Below are 20,707 nucleotides of genomic sequence, written 5' to 3'. Positions count from 1 at the left end.
AATCATAATTCGAATTCCGCCTAAATCATAGACGGTCGGTTATTAGGTGCTTACGATATATCAGTGCTTTGATACAAATCAATTCAAAAAAAATAAAGCTAAGATATCCCTTGATATCCTAACTTTATTTTTAAGGAATTTATTTAACTGGAACCTCTTCCATAATATATGCTTCGACTTCATCGCCGATTTTAATATCATTGTAGTTTTCGATTGTGATACCACATTCGAATCCTGAACCAACTTCCTTAACATCGTCTTTGAAACGTTTAAGTGAAGCAAGTTTACCTTCAGTGATAACAATACCGTCTCTGATAAGTCTTACGCCACTATCACGTTGAATCTTACCACTATTTACATAACAACCGGCAATGGTACCAATCTTAGAAACATTATATGTTTCACGAACTGTCAAGTTACCAATAACCTTTTCTTGATAAACTGGTTCAAGCATACCCTTCATAGCAGCTTCAATCTCATCAATGGCCTTGTAAATAACTCTGTGGAGACGGATATCAACACTTTCATCCTTAGCTTGAATCTTAGCCTGAGCTGTTGGACGAACATTAAATCCAATGATAATAGCATTACTTGCAGCAGCTAAATTAACATCACTTTCAGTAATAGCACCAACGGCTTGATGAATAATATTGACACGAACACCTTCAACATCAATCTTCTTCAAACTTCCAGCAATGGCTTCGGCAGAACCTTGAACATCGGCTTTAATAATAACGTCGACTTGTTTAAGTTCTCCTTCTTTCATTGTTTCAAATAAGTTATCAAGAGTGACAGGATTAGTATTCTGACGTTCCTTTTGAAGAGCACGACTAGCACGTTCTTCACCGGCTGCACGAGCTGTCTTTTCATCATCAAAGACAACGAACTTATCAGCTGATTCTGGAACATCATTCAACCCAGTAACCTCCACTGGTTCTGAAGGTGTAGCCTTTTTAATTTCTTTACCATTGTAATTAGTCATGGTTCTAACACGACCAAAAGTATTACCAACAACGATTGGATCACCAACATGTAATGTACCTTGTTGTACCAATAGTGATGCAACTGGTCCACGACCCTTATCCAACTTGGCTTCGATAACTGTACCAATAGCCTTTTGTTTAGGATTTGCTTTCAATTCCAAAACATCAGCTTCTAGTAAGATCATTTCCAATAATTCATCGATGTTTGTACCGACTTTAGCAGAAATATTAACAAAAATAGTATCTCCACCATAGCTTTCAGGTACAAGATCATACTTCATCAATTCTTCAGTAACATGTTGAGGGTTGGCACCTGGCTTATCGATCTTGTTAATTGCTACAATGATTGGATCATTTGCGGCTTTAGCATGGTTGATAGCTTCAATTGTCTGTGGCATAACACCATCATCAGCTGCAACAACTAAAATAACGATATCAGTAATATCAGCACCACGAGCACGCATATTTGTAAAGGCAGCATGTCCCGGAGTATCTAAGAACGTAATCAAACGATCCTTAAGACGTACTTGATAAGCACCAATATGTTGTGTAATACCACCGGCTTCGCCTTCAGTAACATGAGTATGTCTTAAATGATCAAGTAAAGTAGTCTTACCATGATCAACATGTCCCATGATAGTAACAACTGGTGGACGTGTTACTAGATTTTCACTCGTGTTTACTTCAGCATCAAAATATTTGTCAATATCAGCGACATCTTCTTGAACTTTTTCTTCAGCGTTAATGCCATAGTCAGTTGCTAACAATTCAATGGTATCTTTGTCCAATGACTTGTTTTGATTAATCATAATACCAAGCATGAAGAGTTTCTTAACAATTTCAGCTGGTTCTCTATGAATCAATTTACCAATATCTTGAGCATTCATACCAACTGAATAAACAAGTGTTTCTGGTAATGGACGATCTTTTCTTTGTGGCATAACTTTCTTAGGCTCATTATTGTTACGTTGACGTTGTTGACGCTTGCGATCCTTCTTCTTCTTACGACTACCAAATGGATTAGCAAGATTTTGCTTATGACCAAAGTCACGATTATTATTAGTTGGTTTTGCCTTCTTATATTCTGGCTTTGGAACATTAGTATTAGCTACAGTTGACTTTGGTGCTTCCTTAGCTTTAGCTGCTGTAGAAGTGTTTGGTCTTCTGTTTTGACTATTGTTGTTAGTATTACGGTTATTAGTATTATGGTTGTTGTTATTATTTCTGTTGTTATAGCGACTATTGTTTTCACTATTACTATTAGGACGGTGATTGTTCTTATGAGCATTATCGCTACTATTAGTGCGATTGTTATTAGGACGATTATTATTACTTCTAGTTGGATGACTAGGAATATGACTTGCATCAGCAATATTTGTCTTAAATTGATCTAGATACTTATTACCAGCACTTTGTCTTGGACGTGGAGCTTGTCCTTGCACAGTTGAACGATCACGATTATTTCTGTTATTACGGTTGTTTCGATTATCACGTGATTGTGCATTACGATTATTGTTATTGTTGCTTCTATTATCGTTAGTGCGATTATTGTTAACACGTGATTGTGTGTTGCGGTTATTACTGTTGTTACTATTGCTGTTAGTAGTAGTACTACCAGTATTAGGACGGTGATTATTGTTATTGCTGTTTGGACGATTACTGTTGGATGTGTGATTGTTGTTACGATGGTCAAAATGACCCTTACCCTTATTAGCATCTCTTCTTACAGCAGTAATCTTAATCTTAGTCTTATGCTCACCGGAATTGTGATTACTACTTTCATGTTTTTCACCAGTTTTTGGTTGTGTTGATTGTTGAGTAGCTGGCTTGTGTTGAACTGGCTTTGCGGCTGGTTTTCCACCTTTCAAACTACCTACAATTTTCTTTTCTGCACTTTCATCCACTGATGACATATGGTTCTTAACATCAATACCTAATTTAGCTGCGGCATCGAGTACTACTTGATTCTCAACACTATTTTCTTTTGCAATAGTATAAATTCTTTTTTTGACCATCCTATCACTCTCCTTAATTGTCCATAATTTCTTCTAACCTTTTAGCAAATCCAAGATCTGTTATTCCCATAACTTTTCTGTCTTTTCCAATAGCCGTTTTTATTTCAGAACTATTTAATGTATCTACCACAGGTACATTATAATAACTTGCCTTATTGTGCAAATCTTTTTTTGTCCGATTGCTACAATCACTTGCCATAATTACCAACTTAACCTCGCTACTGCGAACTCCATTGATAGTTAACTCAGTTCCACTAATAACTTTTCTTGCTCTAACTGCAAGACCTAAAAGATTCAAAAAAGCATTATTCATTAATGTTTTTTACCTAAATCTCCAAAGAGATCCATTCTAGCTTTCTGATGATCAACAAAATCAAATAACTCATCATAAAAAGTCTCTGGAACTGCATGTGAGAAGACCTTCTCTAAAGATTTCTTTGACTTGGCTTCTTTAACGGCTTCAGGATCCAGACCTACATAGGCACCACGACCAGGCTTCTTTCCGGTAGGATCAATTGAAATATTGCCTTCTTTATCTTTGACAATTCTTACCATCTCTCTTTTTGGATACATCTTATTTGTCAAAATATCTTTACGCATCGGTATCTTACGAGTTGCCAAATCCATCACCCCTTTTTAATTTTCTGAATCTGTTGTATCAGTTGCTTCATCATCAAGATCGGGATCATCTGCAGCTGGATTCTGTGCATCATCAGCATTAGCAGCATTTTCTCTAGTTTTATCAATATCGATTTTGCCGTTTTCAACATCATTAATATCAACATCTTGGTCATTATCATCAACAAATTCAACTTGTGATTCAGGTTTAATATCAATCTTATAACCAGTTAACTTAGCAGCTAGACGAGCATTCTGACCCTTCTTACCAATTGCTAATGACAAATGATAATCAGGAACAATTACGATACATTGTTTAGGATCTCTTTCATCAAATTGAACAGCAATGACTTCAGCTGGGTTCAACGCGTTAGCAATAAAATCAACAGGATCATCGACATATGGAACAACATCGATATTTTCACCATTCAATTCATCAACTACAGCTTGAACTCTAGCCCCTTTGGGTCCAACACATGTACCAACGGGATCAACGTCAGGGTTATCAGACTTAACTGCAATCTTAGTACGATCACCAGCTTCACGTGCAATTGAAACAATTTCTACTGTTCCATCATATATTTCTGGAACCTCTTGTTCAAATAATCTTTTAACTAAACCTGGATCAGTTCTAGAAACAAAGACCTGAGGACCCTTAGTAGCATTCTCAACCTTAGTTACAAAAACTCGAACTCTATCACGAGAATTATATGTCTCGCCAGGCATTTGATCAGATTTTGGCATCACAGTTTCAATACGTCCATAAGTGATGTATACGTATCTGCTATCACTACGTTCAACTGTTCCCTGAATGATTTCATGTTCATATTGGCTATACTCATTATAAATGATATCCCGCTCAGCTTCACGAACACGTTGCATAATAACTTGCTTAGCAGTCTGAGCAGCAATTCGTCCAAAATCTTTTGGAGTTACTTCATCTTTGATATGATCGCCAATTTCATAACCTTTACTCTTCTTTTGAGCATCTTCAAGACTTACCTCAAGACGGTCATCAACAACATCTTCAACGACCTCTTTAACTGCATAAACATGTATATTACCCTTTTTAGCGTCAAATTCAACATCTACGTTTTGAGCTTGATTATAATTTCTTTTATATGCTGCAACCAGAGCCGCCTCTAATGATTCAATAACATATTCTTTTTTTATTCCCTTTTCGCTTTCAAGCGCATCAAGGGCTTCAACCATTTCTTTACTCATGATTTTCTCCTTAGAATTCGATTGCAAGTCGAATCTTAGCAATATTGTCGCGACTAATCTCTACTTGTTTCTTTAAATTCTTAATTTTAACCATCAAAGTTATCTTTGTATCGGTTACTTCAGTCATAGTTCCTTCAAAAGCTTTTTGACCATCTTGTTTTTGATATAGAGAAGCATGCACGTACTCGCCAACACTATTTGAAAGACTTTCATCATTCTTTAATGGACGTTCGGCACCAGGAGAAGACACTTCAAGGTAGTATGCTGGATCAATTGGATTCAATTCATCCAATTTCTCTCCATATTCTTCACTGATAACAGCACAATCATCAATTGTGATTCCACCCTTTTTATCAGCATAAACTCTTAAATACCAATCTCCACGTTCGTGAACAAATTCTAGATCAACAAGAAAGAAATCATGTTTTTCTAGAATCGGCAATAAAATGGCTTTTAATTCTTCAACTTTTGTATCCAAGGACATTCCTCCAAAGTAATCGGCAATAAAAAGAGTGAGCATCTCTGCTCACTCATTAATCAATAATTAACTAGTAGTTAATTTAACATATATTTATTATTAAAGCAACTTATAACGATTAGTACTAAAACAATGACAATTGATTTTCGTCCGGCATTCCATCTAAAACATGATTCTCCGTCATATATTCAATAACTGTTTTAGAAACTTTACCACGAGTACCTAGATCTTGTTTTGATAGAAATGGCTGTTCTTCACGTGCTGCAATGATCTGCTTAGCAACGTTATCTCCCAAACCAGGAATAGCATTAAACGGAGCTAGAAGTGTTTTATCATCAATAATTTTGAATTCAAACGCATCAGACTTTTCAATATCGACCATTTTAATCTTGAAGCCTCTTTCCAAGCATTCATTTGCGAGCTCCAAAACAGTCAATAAATTCTTTTCCTTAGTAGAAGCGTCCATACCTTTATCGTTAATTTCTTTCATGGATGCCTTTACAGCATCTTTTCCACTTGCCATGGCCACCAAATCAAAATCATCAGCTCTGACTGAAAAATAAGCACTGTAATAGTAAAGCGGGTAATGAACTTTAAAATAAGCAATTCTTAAAGCCATAATAATATAGGCCGTCGCATGAGCCTTAGGGAACATATACTTGATCTTTAAACAAGAATCAATATACCAATCAGGAACATCAGCATCTTTCATTGCTTGTTTCCAATCATCAGGAATACCTCTTCCCTTACGTACGTGTTCCATAATTTGAAAGGCCATCTGTGAATCCATTCCATAGTGGATCAAATCCATCATGATATTATCACGACAACCGATAACATCCTTTAAAGTAACAACACCCTTATCAATCAATTCCTCGGCATTACCTAACCAAACATCGGTACCATGTGATAATCCTGAAATTTGTAATAACTCAGCAAAAGTAGTTGGATGGGTCTTTTCTAACATCCCTCGTACAAAACGAGTACCAAATTCTGGAACACCAAGCGTACCAGTTTTTGAAAAGATTTGTTCTGGCTTAACGCCTAACGAATCAGTACTTCTAAACAACTCCATCACGCCCGGATCTTTGACCGGAATTGTTTGAGGGTCGATTCCTGACAAATCTTGCAACATACGAATCATCGTAGGATCATCATGTCCCAGAATATCAAGTTTTAAAATATTATCATGAATCGAATGAAAATCAAAGTGAGTTGTCTTCCACAGAGCTGTTTGATCATCAGCTGGATATTGAATCGGCGTAAAGTCAAAAATATCCATATCGTCAGGAACTACAATAATACCAGCCGGATGTTGACCTGTAGTACGTTTAACTCCAGTTGAGCCCATTGCTAAACGTTCTACTTCAGCATTACGTAAGTTTTTACCAGTTAGTTCTTGATAATTTTTTACATAACCAAAAGCTGTTCGATCAGCAATTGTACCAATAGTACCAGCACGGAATACATGGTCCTCACCAAAAAGCACTTTTGTATAATTATGAGCTATTGGTTGGTAATCTCCAGAGAAGTTCAAATCAATATCAGGTACTTTATCACCTTTAAAACCTAAGAAAGTTTCAAAAGGAATATCCTGTCCATCTTTATCTAATTCAGTACCACACTTAGGACATTCTTTATCAGGTAGATCATAACCAGATCCATATTCACCCTTAGTATAAAATTCAGAATACTTACAATTTGGACAACGATAGTGTGGGGGCAATGGATTACATTCAGTAATACCAATCATAGTTGCAGCAAAACTAGAACCAACCGAACCACGGGAGCCAACTAAATATCCATCTTTATTTGACTTGAAAACTAAACGTTGAGCAATTAAATAAATAACTGAGAATCCATTACCGATAATACTCTTTAACTCACGATCCAATCGATGCTGAACAATTTCCGGTAGTGGGTCACCATATAACTCATGTGCCTTATCCATTGAAAGGGTTCGCATTTCTTCTTCGGCACCCTCCATTTTAGGTGTATAGAGTTTGTCTTTAACTGGAGATATCTCATCAATTGAATCCATAATCTTTTTAGGATTATCGACAATAATTTCTTGTTCAGTTGTCTGATCCATATAATCAAACTCATCAAACATTTCATTAGTAGTTCTGAATTGTACATCTGGTAATTCTGGACGACGTGCCAAAGCATTGCTTTTGACTGCTTTGATAACAATATCTCGATAAACCTTGTCATGTGGATCAAGATAGTGAACGTCTCCTGTTGCAACAACAGGCTTATTCAATTCTTTACCTAACTTAACAATGTTCTTAAGAATCTCTTTTAAGGCATCCTCATCTTTAATGATCTTAATATCGATCAAATGTTGATAAAGTGAACGTGGCATGACCTCAAGATAGTCATAGTATTGTGCCAACTCACGAGTATCGTCATACCCCTTTTGCATCATACTTGTAAAGACTTCGCCATTTTCACAGGCGGAGCCAACAATTATTCCTTCACGATACTTATTAAGCAGTCTTCTTGGGACACGAGCTGTTCGATAATAATAATTAATCATCGAATAAGAAACGATTTTAAATAAATTCTTCAAACCAGCTTGCGTCTTAGCCAACAAAATCGCATGGCTTGGACGGGCCTGTTTATAAGCTTCCTCACCACCAATATTGTCATTTAAATTCTCAACATTAGTTGTACCAAACTTATCTTCCAATTCATCAAATAACTTATACATCAAATAACCAGTTGTCTCAGCATCAGAATCAGCACGGTGATGATGTTCTAAAACAATATTATAACGTTTGGCTAAAGAATCTAGCTTATGATTACGATACTCAGAATGTAGTGTTCGCGACATTTCCAATGTATCAATAACAGGCATAGATAAACGATTACGACCCATCCTAGTCAAAGCAGCATTCATAAATCCCATATCAAATGTAACATTATGTCCAACTAGAATATCATCGCCAATAAAGTCCATGAACTCTCCGATAATAACAGTTTCATCTGGAGCATCTTTAACCATATCCGTCGTAATACTTGTTAAATTGGTTGTTATTTCAGATAGTGGATGGCCAGGGTTAATAAATTTATCAAATCGATCAATTACCTCACCATTTTTCATCTTAGTGGCACCAATTTCGATAATTGAATCATAAACCGCGGACAATCCAGTTGTTTCAGTATCGAAAATCACATATTCTGAACCTGCTAATTCTTGATCCCTTAAATTAAAAGCAATGGGATTACCTTCGTCAACCAAATCAACTTCGACACCATAAGCTATTTTGACACCATATTTTTTTCCAGCACTATATGCTTCTGGAAAGGCCTGCAAAGCTCGATGGTCAGTAATTGCAATCCCCTTTTGTCCCCAATCACTGGCACGTTTGATCAAATCAGTTGCACTTGGAATAGCATCCATCTGACTCATATTAGTATGGGCATGTAATTCAATTCGCTTATTATCATCTTCAGCAGTATCTTGTCGACTTGCATGTTTAATAATATTGATATCTTGAGCCATAATGACAAGTTCTCTAGAGAAATTATCCTCTTGGATACTACCACGAACTCGAATCCAAGCACCCGTATCAATTGAATTATTGAAGAAATTCTCATCATCTTCACCATTAGAAAATTTCTTAATACTAAACGATGAAGTATAATCAGTTACTTTCATAATCAACAATGAACGACCTGATTTTAATTTACGAACTTCCAGATCAAATACATAACCTTCAACTACTTTGCCCCGGTCTTCTTCAATAATATCAACCATTTGAGTAATCTCTTGATCATCAGGAATCTTACGACCAACTTTTGAAACATTTGCAACAGGTTTATTAACCTTTTGCTCTGTAATTTCTTTGGCCTTTGCTTGATACTGTTTGGCCTTTTCGGCATTAGCCGCTTTCATAGCCAATTCTTTTTCTTGAGATTTGTTTTCATCAATATTCGTTCTGATTTTAAAATCGGGAAATCCCAAACTACTATATTCTGACTGTAACCCATTGATTAATTTTCCATCAACGAAATCAGCCATAAAACTATTGGAAACGTCTAAAAAGACTTGTCCATTCTCCATATGGGGAGGAGTTTGACTAATCTTATCTATTACCATTGGTGAATCTACATTGCAGTCATTTAAAACATAATTCCAATACTCTTTAATATCCCTCTCAGTCAATTCTGCATTCGTGGTACTAATTTCAAAATTAACTGTAGCAATATCTTTAAAAGTCGCCTGCAAAGCTTGTACAAAAACCAAAAATTCCTTAAATGGTAAAACGTTAGAAAATTCAAAGTAAAAAGTCCAACGTTTACTATTTTTATGAACTTCCAATTTGTTCAATTTTCCATCAACGAATGAATCATTTGATTCCAACAAAGAATCTAATTTAATCTGCTTAATTAAAATTTCAAAAAGTTGTTTTGTATCCGACATATTCTACCCTTCAAAAATAAAAAAAGGCCTAAGCCTCATTACTGATTCTTAAGCAATATTTTTACTGAATTTACTAATTCGTCCTTACTTACTTCAATTGTTTCACCAGTACTTCTAATCTTCAGTTCAACAATTTCATCTGCTGCCTTTTTACCAACAGTGATTCTAATTGGAATACCAATTAGGTCAGAGTCTGCAAATTTTACACCAGGACGTTCTTTACGATCGTCAAGCAATACATCATAGCCTTCATCTTGTAATAATTCAACAATTTCATCACTAAGTTTACCTTGAACGTCATTGTTATATTTAATTGGAACCACGTGGATTTGATAAGGTGCCAATTGTGCTGGCCAGATAATTCCGTTTTCATCACTATGTTGTTCAATGATAGCTGAAAGCAATCTTGAAATACCAATACCATAACAACCCATAATCAAAGGATTAGATTTACCATTCTCATCTAGGAAATTAGCTCCTAATGCCTTAGAGAATTTAGTACCTAATTTGAAAATATGTCCGATTTCAATACCACGAGTAAATTTGATATGCCCATGTCCATCAGGAGAAACCTCTCCTTCTTTGATGACACGGAAGTCTCTAAACTCAGGAGTTTCATCTGTTATATCTTCAAAATTTGCGTTAATGAAATGTCTGTCAGCTTTATTAGGGCCAACAACAAAATTAATTAATCCAACTAAAGAACTATCATAAAGGACCTTGACTTTTTCATCGATTCCTTTAGGACCAATAAATCCAGGAACACTATGAAAGACATCAGTGACCTCTTCTGGAGTAGCCTCACGTAAGAAATCTGCACCTAAATAATTTTTAATTTTAACATCATTGGCTTCATAGTCGCCACGAATCATAACCAAAACAGGTTCATCATCAGCCATATAAGCTACGGCTTTCATAATTCTAGCAGCATCAACTTTAAGCAAGTCGGCCAAAGTATCAATTGTATGTACGTTTGGTGTATCAACTTCTTCAAGTTCTTTTTTATCCTCTTGAGGATTCTCTGACATTTTACTTGCTGCCATTTCCAAGTTAGCCGAATAATCAGATTCATCAGAATAGGCGATTGTATCTTCACCAATAGGTGCAATAGCAGAGAATTCCTTCGAATCAGTACCACCCATAGCACCAGCATCACCAATAATTGATCGATAATTCAATCCGCAAATATCAAAGATATTACGATATGCTTGTTCCATTTGATTAAAAATAACATCTAATTGTTCTTTATTAGCAGTAAAAGAATAAGCATCTTTCATCAAGAATTCACGACCCCGAAGCAAACCATAACGTGGACGATCTTCATCACGATACTTCATTTGCATTTGATACAAAACCAGTGGTAATTTCTTATAACTGTTTAATCCTTCTTTTACCACACTGGTAAATGTTTCTTCATGAGTAGGTCCTAAAACAAACTCTCTTTCATGACGATCCTTTAATTTAAAAAGATTATCACCGTATGTTTCGTAACGGCCACTCTCTTTCCATAAATCAGCTGGTAAAATTGCTGGCATCTGCATCTCGACTGCATCAATTTTTTCCATTTCTTTACGCATTACATCTTCTAGCTTGCGAATCACTGACCAAGCCAATGGTAAATATGCGTACATTCCGGCTGAAACCTGTCTAATGTAACCTGCTCTCAACATCAACTGATGACTAATAGCTTCAGCATCTGAAGGAGTTTGTTTTAATGTTGGAATATATAATTTTGATTGTTTCAAGTTCACTTATCCCCCTATTTTATAAAGAAGCGCTGGATATCATTCCACGTAACAGCGATCATTAATAAAACTAAAATCCCTACACCTATCAAAGTAATAACATTCTCATATTGCTCAGGAATTGGTTTTCTTCTAATTGCTTCAATAATATTCAATAAGATTTTACCGCCATCTAGTGCTGGAATAGGTATCAAATTAACTATTCCCAAATTCATTGATAACATTGATGTAAAGAAAATAATATTAATCAAGCCAGTTGAAGCCACTTTAGATGTCATAGAATAAATACCTACGGGTCCTGATAATTGATTAATATTGAATCCACCCGAAACCATCTTACCTAACGCGTGAAAAATAGTTAAAGATGTACTCCAGCTATATGTAAATCCATACTTAATCTTAGCCATAACACTGGAATCGGTTTGTTGCATAATTCCAATCATCCCATAACTTTGACCTGATGATTTAACTGCTTTCGGAGTTAATTTGATTTGTTCAATCTTTTTTCCTGATTGTACTTTTAAAGTGATTTTCTTATTAGGATTATTTTGAATATTCTCTGATAACTCTGTCCAAGAATTTGTCTTTTCTCCATTGATACTCAAAATCTTGTCATTGGCTTTTAAACCTGCTTTTTGGGCAACCGAATTCTTCTCAACATTCCCTAATTGATTTGATCCTGTACCAACAGCACCCATCATAAAAGCAGCCAAAATTGCAGCCAAAATTGCTAAGACAAAGTTATTAAATGGTCCAGCAAAGTTTGTAATCATTCGTTTCCAGACTGAAACTGATTGTAGCTGTACATCTCTAGGTGCAATCTGTACTTCAGTTCCATCTTCTTCAACAATTGTCGCATCATGATCAACGGAATACTTTTTAGTAACGGTTTCATCACCATTTTCGTATCCTTCAATTACTAGATCATCCACAAGATCAGCCTTTGAGATTTGAACTGGAACCGCGTTTGCATCATAAACTTTACTAGAAGTTATTATCTTCGTTACTTTATTGTCATCATTCAATACTAATGATGACATAGTTCCTGGTTGAATCTCAGAATCATCCTCTTGAGCACCAGCCATTCGTACATATCCACCTAACGGTAATAACCTTAGTGTATATGTCGTATGATTCCTTCTATACGCCACAATTTTAGGACCCATTCCAACAGAAAACTCCCGAACTAAGATCCCAGATTTTTTTGCGGCATAATAGTGTCCAAATTCATGAACAATTACTAAGATACCAAAAACAATTATAAATGTAATTATCGCGGTCATTTTAACCTCCACAGGCTGTTTATACTAAACCAAAAATGTGTAACAAAGGTAGTACAATCAACATACTATCGAATCTATCTAATATACCACCATGTCCAGGTAGAATATTACCTGAATCTTTTACTTTATAGAATCTCTTATAAGCCGATTCAATCAAATCTCCCATTTGTCCCATGATAGAAAGTACAAAAGCAATCATCAACATAGTCGTCATTGAATACTCTTGTGGAACAAAATACATATAAATACCTGAGAGAATCAAAGCCATAATAATACCAGCTATAGTGCCCTCCCAAGTCTTATTAGGACTAATTGCTGGCCATAATTTATGTTTACCAATCTTTCTACCAAATGTATAAGCAAAAATATCTGTCGACCAAACGACAATTAAGGCATACATTAAAAGGCCTAATCCTGGAGCTGAATTTCTAACAGCGGCTAAATAATGAAAACCAGTTCCAATATAAAGCATTGACACCACAGAAACACCAGCATCTTCAAAATTAAATTTATTCTTTGTCAAAACTGTTATAACTAACAAGATTATCGAAAATACATAAAATAAATCCAAACGTGAGAAGCTCTTAGGGAACCATCCTCTATAAAAGCCGTTTGGAACCACTAAGGCCAAAGTACCAAGGATTGTCACTAAGAAATCCATTGACACAATAATTCTCTTACGCATGATATACACTTCAAATACACCAACTGCAGCTAATGCAGCTGCAGCTATTTCTAACCAAATTCCACCGGCAAGCAATATGGGAATAAAGATTGCTAATGCTATAACGGCAGTGATTACACGTTGTCTCATAATTTTCCCCCAAACTAACTAAACAGATCCAAAGCGACGATCTCTTCGATCAAATTCCTTAATATCCTCAATCAAATTATCAACAGAATAGTCTGGCCAATAAGTCTTATCAAAAATCATCTCTGAATAAGCTAATTGCCATAACATAAAATTGGAAATTCGCTCTTCTCCACTCGTTCTAATCAAAAGATCGGGATCAGCCAGATTTCCTAACTGACTTGTCAACAAATGATCAGAAAATACAGTATCATCAATTTCTTTTGGATCTATTGAACCATGAACTGCGTCGATTGCCAAACTTTTAGCAGCATTTACAATTTCGGCACGACTACCATAGTTAAAAGCAAAATTGAGGATCATCCCAGTATTATCCTTTGTGTCCTCAACTGCTTTTAAAACTACTTTTCTAGTTCTATCTGGTAAATGGTCTGTAAATCCAGTTACCATTACTTTAATGTTTTCCTTAATTAGATCTGGCATAAATGTTCCAAAAAAATCAACTGGCAATCGCATCAAAAAATTAACTTCTTTACTTGGGCGGCTCCAGTTTTCAGTTGAAAAAGCATAAAGACTTAATACTTTGACACCCAAATGACTAGCAGCCGTTGCAATTGTTTTAACATTATTCATGCCCTCTTTATGTCCAGCAATTCGAGGTTGACCTTTTTTCTTAGCCCAACGACCATTTCCGTCCATAATAATGGCAACATGTTTTGGAATTGACATTTCTGGATCTAATTGTTCTTTAATATTGTCTGCCATCTTAGCCTTCAGTAATTTCCTTTTCCTTGGCTGCAGCTAACTTATCAATATCAGCAATAGCATTATCTGTTACTTTTTGAACATCTTTTTCAAGATTATGAAATTCATCCTCAGTGACATCATTAGCCTTTAATTGCTTCTTCAAATCATCCATAGCTTCACGACGGACGTTTCTAACAGCGATTCGTCCACCCTCGGCCTCTTTACCCACTTGTTTAGCAATCTCTTGTCTACGCTCACCAGTAAGCTGCGGGATAACCAAGCGAATGACATTACCATCATTGGCTGGGTTCAAACCAAGATCAGATGAATTTAATGCATGTTCAATATCATCTAATGATGATTTGTCATAAGGTGTAATCAATAAAACACGTGCTTCAGGAATATTGATTGAAGCAACCTGATTCAATGGAACATCACTTCCATAGTAAGAAACCATAACATTACTTAAAATTGAAGCATTGGCCTTACCAGCACGAATATTACCTAATTCACGATTCAATACTTCGATAGATTTCTTCATATTTTCTTGTGCTTTAGAAATAGCTTTATTTGTCATCATTACCACCCTTTATAATTGTTCCAATATTTTCGCCTTGAACAACTTTCTTAATGTTCTCTGGTTCATTCAAATTAAAGACAATCAATGGAATATTATTATCCATTGACAATGATGAAGCAGTTGTATCCATCACACCGAGGTTCTTATTGATAATATCAAGTTGTGATAATTCGTCATATTTCTTAGCATTTGGATCCTTCTTAGGATCAGCTGAGTATACGCCATCAACGTTATTCTTGGCCATTAAGATAACATCTGCTTCAATTTCAGCAGCACGAAGCACTGATGTAGTATCTGTTGAGAAGTATGGATTACCTGTACCACCAGCAAAAATAACTACACGGCCCTTTTCAAGATGTCTAACAGCCTTTCTTCTAATATAAGGTTCAGCAACTTGGCGCATTTCGATTGATGTTTGAACACGAGTTGGCACTCCGATATGTTCCAATCCATCTTGTAAAGCCAATCCGTTCATAACTGTAGCCATCATACCCATATAATCGGCTTGAGCACGATCCATACCCATTTCGGCACCAGTTTCACCACGCCAAATATTACCACCACCACAAACAATGGCAACTTGTACACCTAAATCATGCACACTCTTGATTTGTTCTGCAATTTTCTTAATAACAGGTGGATTAATTCCAAATCCTTTTTCTCCAGCTAAAGCTTCACCAGAAACTTTTAAAATTATTCTTTTATACTTGATATCAGGCATAAGTACTCTCCTTTAATTTTGCTACTAAACATTTTAACATATTCGATACACTAAAATTATCTAAACACTATTTTTAAATAAAATTCGTTACTATACAACCCTTTATATAAAGAAAAGGTCGTTTAATTCAAAAAATTGAATTAAGCGACCTTTCTCAAAAATGATAAGTATTAGTTATTCATTTGATTCTTTACTTCTTCAGCAAAGTCTTCTTGTTTCTTTTCAATACCTTCGCCAACCTCAAAGCGGACGAATGATACTAACTTACTATTCTTTGATTCAACAAATTGTTGAACAGTCATATCTGAATCTTTAACAAATTCTTGATCAGCCAAACTAATTTCTGACAAGTACTTGTTTACACGGCCTTCAACGATTCTTGGAATAATCTTTTCAGGTTTACCTTCAGCTTTTGTTTCTTCAGTAAAGATAGCCTTTTCATGTTCCAAAACATCAGCAGGAACTTGATCGCGATCCATATATCTAGGATTGATAGCTGCAACGTGCATAGCAACATCTTTAGCAGCTTCTTCATCAGAACCCTCAAGAGTAACGATAGCACCAATCAAACCACCATTGTGTAGGTATGAGCCAAATACTTGTGAATCAGTCTTATCAAGAACTTGGAAACGTCTCAAACTGATCTTTTCACCGATAACGGCTGTTAAACCAGTGATAGCTTCATTAATTGTACCATCATCAAGTTTAAGTTCCATTGCTTCGTCCATTGTCTTAGGTTCGTTTTCAACGATTGCCTTAGCAACATCATTTACAAGTTTGATAAACTTGTCATTTGATGAAACAAAATCAGTTTCTGAGTTAACTTCGATAATAGCAGCCTTGTTACCTGAAATTTCGATATGTGCTAAACCTTCAGCAGCAATGTTTCCACTCTTCTTGGCAGCTTTTGCAATACCCTTTTCACGAAGTAAATCAACAGCTTTGTCCATATCACCATCAGCAGAAACCAATGCCTTCTTAGCATCCATCATACCAACGCTTGTCTTATCACGTAATTCTTTAACTTGAGCAGCAGTAATTTTAGCCATTCGTAAATCCTCCAGTCGTATAAATAGAGTCATCTACGTAAGATGGCTCTATTTTACGGATATTATATTTTTAATTATTTGTTATCTGAGTTGTTTGTTGCATTTGCCAAATCTTCGATTGATTTGTCATCAGCAGCTTCTTTATTCTCATCTTTGTTATCAGCAAAATCAGCATCTGAAACAGCTTCTTCACCTTGTTTACCTTCAACAATAGCGTCAGCCATCTTAGCAGTAATCAAACGTACGGCACGAATAGCATCATCATTTGAAGGAATAATAACATCGATAGGGTCTGGATCTGTATTTGTATCAACCATAGCTACGATAGGAATGTTAAGTTTCTTAGCTTCGTTAACAGCAATGTTTTCTTTATGTGGATCAACGATAAACATAACATCAGGAATTCTTGGCATATCTTCGATACCACCAAGGAATTTCTCTAACTTAGCTTGTTGCTTTGTTAGCAAAGCAACTTCCTTCTTAGGTAGACGATCAAAGGTACCATCAGTAGACATAGCCTTGATTTCCTTTAATCTCTTGATACGTTTTTGGATTGTGTTCCAGTTAGTCAAAGTACCACCTAACCAACGATGGTTAACATAGTATTGACCTGCACGTGTAGCTTCTTCAGCAACAGCGTCTTGGGCTTGCTTCTTTGTACCGACAAATAAGAAAATACCATCATCACCGGCAACAGCCTTCATATAGTTGTATGCATCATCGATCATGCGTACAGTCTTTTGTAAATCAATGATATAAATACCATTTCTTTGTGTAAAGATAAATGGAGCCATCTTAGGGTTCCAACGTCTTGTTTGGTGTCCAAAATGTACACCGGCTTCAAGCAATTGTTTCATAGAAATAACTGACATAAAAAGTTCCTCCTGGTTTTTACCTCCACTTAAGTCATGTCTGACTGAAACGCTCGCGCGCACCATCAATCAAATCGTTAAGTGTGTGTATTCAATACAGATAAACATTATATGGGATAATCTTCATTAAATCAAGTAATCTCTCCAATTTATTCCATGACTTTTTAATAATGAGACTTTTTGTTGTCGTGAAAGTTTTTTTATAGCTATTTCTCTTTTTAAGGCTTGTGACTTATTTTCGAGTTCTTCACTATACATTAATTTCACAGGACGCCTAATTTTTGTATACTTTGCGCCCTTACCCGCATTATGCGTTGCAACTCTTTTTTCTACATTATTACTAGTTCCTGTATAAAATGTTTGGTCTCTACACAGAAGCATATAAACATAATATTTATTACTTTCCATTGATTATTAAACTCGCCTCTTTACTTAACTGATGCTGATCGTTATATATTACTAAATCTGGTTCTATTCTTAATGCAGCTTCCTTTACAGTCTTAATAGCATCGATCAAAACCAAGTTAGCCTCCTTTTTTGAGGTCGACCGGACAAAACGCATCCGTTTTGGTTGTATCTTTTGTTGTGTCATCACCGTTAAAAGTTCGCTTAATCGTTCCGGACGATAGACCATAAAAACGTGCGAGTTTTCTTTCAGCAATATCTTAATAGTAGATATTATATCAACCAAGTTGGCTTTTAATTCATGGCGTGCAATTGCTAAAACTGGGTTCTCCTTAATAATAGTTTGATTAGAAACTTTAAAATATGGTGGATTACAAACAATTGTGTCAATTGTATCGTGGGCCAAATGGGATTGGATATTCTTTAAATCGTCATTAATTGAATGAACTTGGTCAGAAAGATTATTATCGTCAATACTTTTTTGTGATAACTTTGCCAACTCCTTTTGTATTTCAATTAAATAAATTTGAGCATTAGTTTTTGACGCCAAAGATAAACCGATTGCTCCATTTCCGGCACATAAATCAACAACTTTACCTTTTTTTGAAGGTTTAGCAAAATTATAGAGTAAAATAGTATCTAGATTGAAAGAATAAAGACTTTTATCTTGATTGATGATTATTCCACTGTTAGAAATAACATCTTGAGAATTATTCGACATGTGACACCTACTTTGTGGTATTTTATTTAAGTGAAAATTATTTTTGGGAGATTGATATTTTTATGTTTTATAAAGTTATTCGTGTTTTAGTAAGAGGTTTAGTATTTCTACTAAACGGGCGATATGACGTAGTTGGTAAGGAAAATTTACCCGACAAGCCATACATATTGGTTGCCCCTCATAGAACTTGGTGGGAGCCAATTTTCTTTGCTCTAGTAATATCACCACGAGAAGCTACTTTTATGGCTAAAAAAGAGCTCTTCAAAAATCCAATTTTAAGATTTATTTTAGTTCACGCACATGCTTTTCCTGTTGATCGAGTTCACCCCGGTCCTTCAGCCATAAAAACTCCTGTTAAGGCCTTGAAGAAAGAAGATAGAGTTTTAATAATGTTTCCTTCTGGAACACGTTATTCAGAAGAACTAAAGGGCGGGGCTTCATTGATTGCTAAACTTTCAAAAGCACCTCTAGTGCCCTTTGTCTACCAAGGTCCCTTAACCTTTGGTGGATTGATGCGCCATCAAAAAATCACTGTTGGTATCGGACCAGAAATTGACTTTGATTTCAAAGCTAAACTAGATGAAAAACAAACTAAACAAGTCAACGATGATATGGAAGAAGCTTGGAAAACAGTTGATAGAGAAATTGATCCTAGTTTTGAATATATTCCGCCTAAAAAGAAACACTAATTATTATATAACACAAAAATAGAGACAAAACTTTCTTAGGATATAAAATCTTAGAAAGTTTTATCTCTATTTTTTTAAATTGAATTTTTACCAATATCTCGTCGATAAAAAATATTATCTTGCTTCATTTTATCCAAGTTGAAATAGATTTGTTGCTGAGCCTCCGCTAAAGATTTTGCTTTAGTCTTCATTAAATATAGTCGACCACCATTACTAATTAGTTGATGGTTCTCTTTTCGAACACCTGCATAATTAATAGATAATGGACAGTTTTTAAACTCATCACTCGAACCCAATTCACCAAAGATGGATTTTACAGGATAGCCTTGACTAACAGCAAATACTCCTAAATTTAATCCTGTCTTTTGCCATTTTAAATTTACTTTTTTATGATTAATCATTGACCAGAGAACTTCTGACAAATCAGATTTCAGTCTTGGCAACACAACCTCAGTTTCAGGATCTCCAAACCGAGCATTGAATTCAATAACCTTGATTCCCTTTTTAGTTAAAATCAAACCAGCATAAAGGATACCTGTATATTTGATACCTTGATGATGTATTTCTTTAACAAAGGGCTCAAGAACAGTCTCAATAGCTTTTTCTTCTATCTCAAGTGAAATATTTTCTACTGGACAAACAGCCCCCATACCGCCAGTATTTAATCCCTCATCGCCATCAAAAATCTTTTTATAATCTTGAGCCAATGGCATCGGATAAAACCTTTTATGATCCACAAAAGCCATTAGGGAAAATTCTTCACCTTCAAGGTATTCTTCAATGATTATTTTCTTAGTATTAAACTTATGGTTTTCTAGAAGAGATTTTACCTTCATCAAGGCATCTGTTCTATCAGGTGAAATGTAGACGCCTTTACCAGCAGCCAACCCGTCCGCTTTTATAACAATTGGAAAATCAACTTTCTCCAAATACTTTTCAGCTTGTTCCAATTTTGTAAACTTCTGATAATTAGCTGTTGGTATATGAGCCGATCTCATTATTTTCTTAGTAAATACTTTTGAGCCTTCAATTTGGGCACCTTCTTTTATAGGCCCAAAAATAGGTAATTTTTTTCTCTTAAAAAAATCACCAATTCCATTTACCAACGGCTCTTCTGGCCCAACGATTGTGTAATCAATAGCATTGGTTTCAGCAAAACTTGCTAAATGATCAAACTCATCTTCATCAATTGAGATTGTTTTTATACCATTTAATTTCATTCCATCATTTCCTGGTGCGCAGAAGACTACATTATTTGGATTCTTTAACAACGATTGACAAATTGCATCTTCACGTGCGCCTGAACCGACAACAAGTATTTTCATCAAAAGACTCCT

Annotated in this window: 18 protein-coding genes; 1 reads left to right on the top strand and 17 read right to left on the bottom strand. The window is 35.4% G+C overall.

Annotated elements, in window-relative coordinates; translation table 11 throughout:
• Nucleotides 1-139: 139 nt before the first annotated feature.
• The 16 genes from infB to CBP76_RS01545 all read right to left on the bottom strand — a co-directional run bounded on the left by infB (nt 140) and on the right by CBP76_RS01545 (nt 18,681).
• Nucleotides 140-2,998, bottom strand: a complete 2,859-nt coding sequence (gene infB / locus CBP76_RS01620; RefSeq protein ID WP_102195185.1) for a translation initiation factor IF-2 — start codon at nt 2,996-2,998, stop codon at nt 140-142.
• Between the two features lie 13 nt (nt 2,999-3,011).
• Nucleotides 3,012-3,311, bottom strand: a complete 300-nt coding sequence (locus CBP76_RS01615) for a L7Ae/L30e/S12e/Gadd45 family ribosomal protein (RefSeq protein ID WP_102195184.1) — start codon at nt 3,309-3,311, stop codon at nt 3,012-3,014.
• Nucleotides 3,311-3,619 (bottom strand): RNase P modulator RnpM, encoded by a 309-nt coding sequence (rnpM, locus tag CBP76_RS01610; protein WP_174683313.1) that lies wholly within the window; start codon nt 3,617-3,619, stop codon nt 3,311-3,313. The genes CBP76_RS01615 and rnpM overlap by 1 nt, the downstream gene beginning before the upstream one ends.
• Before the next feature lie 15 nt (nt 3,620-3,634).
• A complete protein-coding gene (gene nusA / locus CBP76_RS01605; RefSeq protein WP_102195182.1) occupies nt 3,635-4,840 on the bottom strand; it encodes a transcription termination factor NusA in 1,206 nt (401 codons plus the stop codon).
• Nucleotides 4,841-4,850: 10 nt separating this feature from the next.
• Entirely contained in the window at nt 4,851-5,318 is a 468-nt protein-coding gene (gene rimP / locus CBP76_RS01600; protein WP_102195181.1) for a ribosome maturation factor RimP, read from the bottom strand.
• A 124-nt stretch (nt 5,319-5,442) separates the two neighbouring features.
• Nucleotides 5,443-9,747 (bottom strand): PolC-type DNA polymerase III, encoded by a 4,305-nt coding sequence (locus CBP76_RS01595; RefSeq protein WP_102195180.1) that lies wholly within the window; start codon nt 9,745-9,747, stop codon nt 5,443-5,445.
• Between the two features lie 38 nt (nt 9,748-9,785).
• Nucleotides 9,786-11,492, bottom strand: coding sequence for a proline--tRNA ligase (locus CBP76_RS01590; protein ID WP_102195179.1), 1,707 nt, complete (start codon nt 11,490-11,492; stop codon nt 9,786-9,788).
• A gap of 14 nt (nt 11,493-11,506) precedes the next feature.
• Nucleotides 11,507-12,775, bottom strand: coding sequence for an RIP metalloprotease RseP (gene rseP / locus CBP76_RS01585; RefSeq protein ID WP_102195178.1), 1,269 nt, complete (start codon nt 12,773-12,775; stop codon nt 11,507-11,509).
• A gap of 19 nt (nt 12,776-12,794) precedes the next feature.
• Nucleotides 12,795-13,589 carry a phosphatidate cytidylyltransferase gene (locus tag CBP76_RS01580; RefSeq protein ID WP_102195177.1) on the bottom strand — a complete coding sequence of 265 codons (795 nt, stop codon included), beginning with the start codon at nt 13,587-13,589 and terminating at the stop codon, nt 12,795-12,797.
• An 18-nt stretch (nt 13,590-13,607) separates the two neighbouring features.
• The gene (locus tag CBP76_RS01575) at nt 13,608-14,351 is read right to left on the bottom strand and encodes an undecaprenyl pyrophosphate synthase (protein ID WP_102195176.1); all 744 of its coding nucleotides are present in this window, start codon (nt 14,349-14,351) and stop codon (nt 13,608-13,610) included.
• Between the two features lies 1 nt (nt 14,352).
• Nucleotides 14,353-14,910 carry a ribosome recycling factor gene (gene frr, locus CBP76_RS01570; protein WP_102195175.1) on the bottom strand — a complete coding sequence of 186 codons (558 nt, stop codon included), beginning with the start codon at nt 14,908-14,910 and terminating at the stop codon, nt 14,353-14,355.
• Nucleotides 14,900-15,634, bottom strand: coding sequence for a UMP kinase (gene pyrH / locus CBP76_RS01565; RefSeq protein WP_102195174.1), 735 nt, complete (start codon nt 15,632-15,634; stop codon nt 14,900-14,902). The genes frr and pyrH overlap by 11 nt, the downstream gene beginning before the upstream one ends.
• A gap of 170 nt (nt 15,635-15,804) precedes the next feature.
• Nucleotides 15,805-16,683 (bottom strand): translation elongation factor Ts, encoded by an 879-nt coding sequence (tsf, locus tag CBP76_RS01560; protein WP_102195173.1) that lies wholly within the window; start codon nt 16,681-16,683, stop codon nt 15,805-15,807.
• 74 nt (nt 16,684-16,757) lie between these two features.
• Nucleotides 16,758-17,555 (bottom strand): 30S ribosomal protein S2, encoded by a 798-nt coding sequence (gene rpsB / locus CBP76_RS01555; protein WP_102195172.1) that lies wholly within the window; start codon nt 17,553-17,555, stop codon nt 16,758-16,760.
• Nucleotides 17,556-17,681: 126 nt separating this feature from the next.
• On the bottom strand, nt 17,682-17,963 hold the full coding sequence (locus CBP76_RS01550; protein ID WP_102195171.1) for a GIY-YIG nuclease family protein: 282 nt from the start codon (nt 17,961-17,963) through the stop codon (nt 17,682-17,684).
• The gene (locus tag CBP76_RS01545) at nt 17,953-18,681 is read right to left on the bottom strand and encodes a tRNA1(Val) (adenine(37)-N6)-methyltransferase (protein WP_102195170.1); all 729 of its coding nucleotides are present in this window, start codon (nt 18,679-18,681) and stop codon (nt 17,953-17,955) included. Before CBP76_RS01545 ends, CBP76_RS01550 begins: the two co-directional genes overlap by 11 nt.
• 62 nt (nt 18,682-18,743) lie before the next feature.
• Here CBP76_RS01545 and CBP76_RS01540 point away from each other — a divergent pair, with 62 nt between their 5' ends.
• Nucleotides 18,744-19,370, top strand: coding sequence for a lysophospholipid acyltransferase family protein (locus tag CBP76_RS01540; protein ID WP_102195169.1), 627 nt, complete (start codon nt 18,744-18,746; stop codon nt 19,368-19,370).
• Between the two features lie 74 nt (nt 19,371-19,444).
• On the opposite strand, the gene purD is transcribed toward CBP76_RS01540, so the two are convergent.
• Nucleotides 19,445-20,695, bottom strand: a complete 1,251-nt coding sequence (gene purD / locus CBP76_RS01535) for a phosphoribosylamine--glycine ligase (RefSeq protein WP_102195168.1) — start codon at nt 20,693-20,695, stop codon at nt 19,445-19,447.
• Nucleotides 20,696-20,707: the final 12 nt, after the last annotated feature.

The organism is Companilactobacillus nuruki (assembly GCF_002872255.1).
In the GTDB taxonomy this organism is placed as follows: domain Bacteria; phylum Bacillota; class Bacilli; order Lactobacillales; family Lactobacillaceae; genus Companilactobacillus; species Companilactobacillus nuruki.
The sequence above is the reverse complement of the archived record's forward strand: the minus strand, read 5'-3'. Positions and strand labels throughout refer to the sequence as shown.

What these genes read in the sequence shown, in the direction of transcription:
- infB (WP_102195185.1), bottom strand. Translation starts at nt 2,998, where the DNA reads ATGGTCAAAAAAAGAATTTATACTATTGCAAAAGAAAATAGTGTTGAG.
- CBP76_RS01615 (WP_102195184.1), bottom strand. Translation starts at nt 3,311, where the DNA reads ATGAATAATGCTTTTTTGAATCTTTTAGGTCTTGCAGTTAGAGCAAGA.
- nusA (WP_102195182.1), bottom strand. Translation starts at nt 4,840, where the DNA reads ATGAGTAAAGAAATGGTTGAAGCCCTTGATGCGCTTGAAAGCGAAAAG.
- CBP76_RS01595 (WP_102195180.1), bottom strand. Translation starts at nt 9,747, where the DNA reads ATGTCGGATACAAAACAACTTTTTGAAATTTTAATTAAGCAGATTAAA.
- rseP (WP_102195178.1), bottom strand. Translation starts at nt 12,775, where the DNA reads ATGACCGCGATAATTACATTTATAATTGTTTTTGGTATCTTAGTAATT.
- CBP76_RS01580 (WP_102195177.1), bottom strand. Translation starts at nt 13,589, where the DNA reads ATGAGACAACGTGTAATCACTGCCGTTATAGCATTAGCAATCTTTATT.
- CBP76_RS01575 (WP_102195176.1), bottom strand. Translation starts at nt 14,351, where the DNA reads ATGGCAGACAATATTAAAGAACAATTAGATCCAGAAATGTCAATTCCA.
- frr (WP_102195175.1), bottom strand. Translation starts at nt 14,910, where the DNA reads ATGACAAATAAAGCTATTTCTAAAGCACAAGAAAATATGAAGAAATCT.
- pyrH (WP_102195174.1), bottom strand. Translation starts at nt 15,634, where the DNA reads ATGCCTGATATCAAGTATAAAAGAATAATTTTAAAAGTTTCTGGTGAA.
- tsf (WP_102195173.1), bottom strand. Translation starts at nt 16,683, where the DNA reads ATGGCTAAAATTACTGCTGCTCAAGTTAAAGAATTACGTGATAAGACA.
- rpsB (WP_102195172.1), bottom strand. Translation starts at nt 17,555, where the DNA reads ATGTCAGTTATTTCTATGAAACAATTGCTTGAAGCCGGTGTACATTTT.
- CBP76_RS01550 (WP_102195171.1), bottom strand. Translation starts at nt 17,963, where the DNA reads ATGGAAAGTAATAAATATTATGTTTATATGCTTCTGTGTAGAGACCAA.
- CBP76_RS01545 (WP_102195170.1), bottom strand. Translation starts at nt 18,681, where the DNA reads ATGTCGAATAATTCTCAAGATGTTATTTCTAACAGTGGAATAATCATC.
- CBP76_RS01540 (WP_102195169.1), top strand. Translation starts at nt 18,744, where the DNA reads ATGTTTTATAAAGTTATTCGTGTTTTAGTAAGAGGTTTAGTATTTCTA.
- purD (WP_102195168.1), bottom strand. Translation starts at nt 20,695, where the DNA reads ATGAAAATACTTGTTGTCGGTTCAGGCGCACGTGAAGATGCAATTTGT.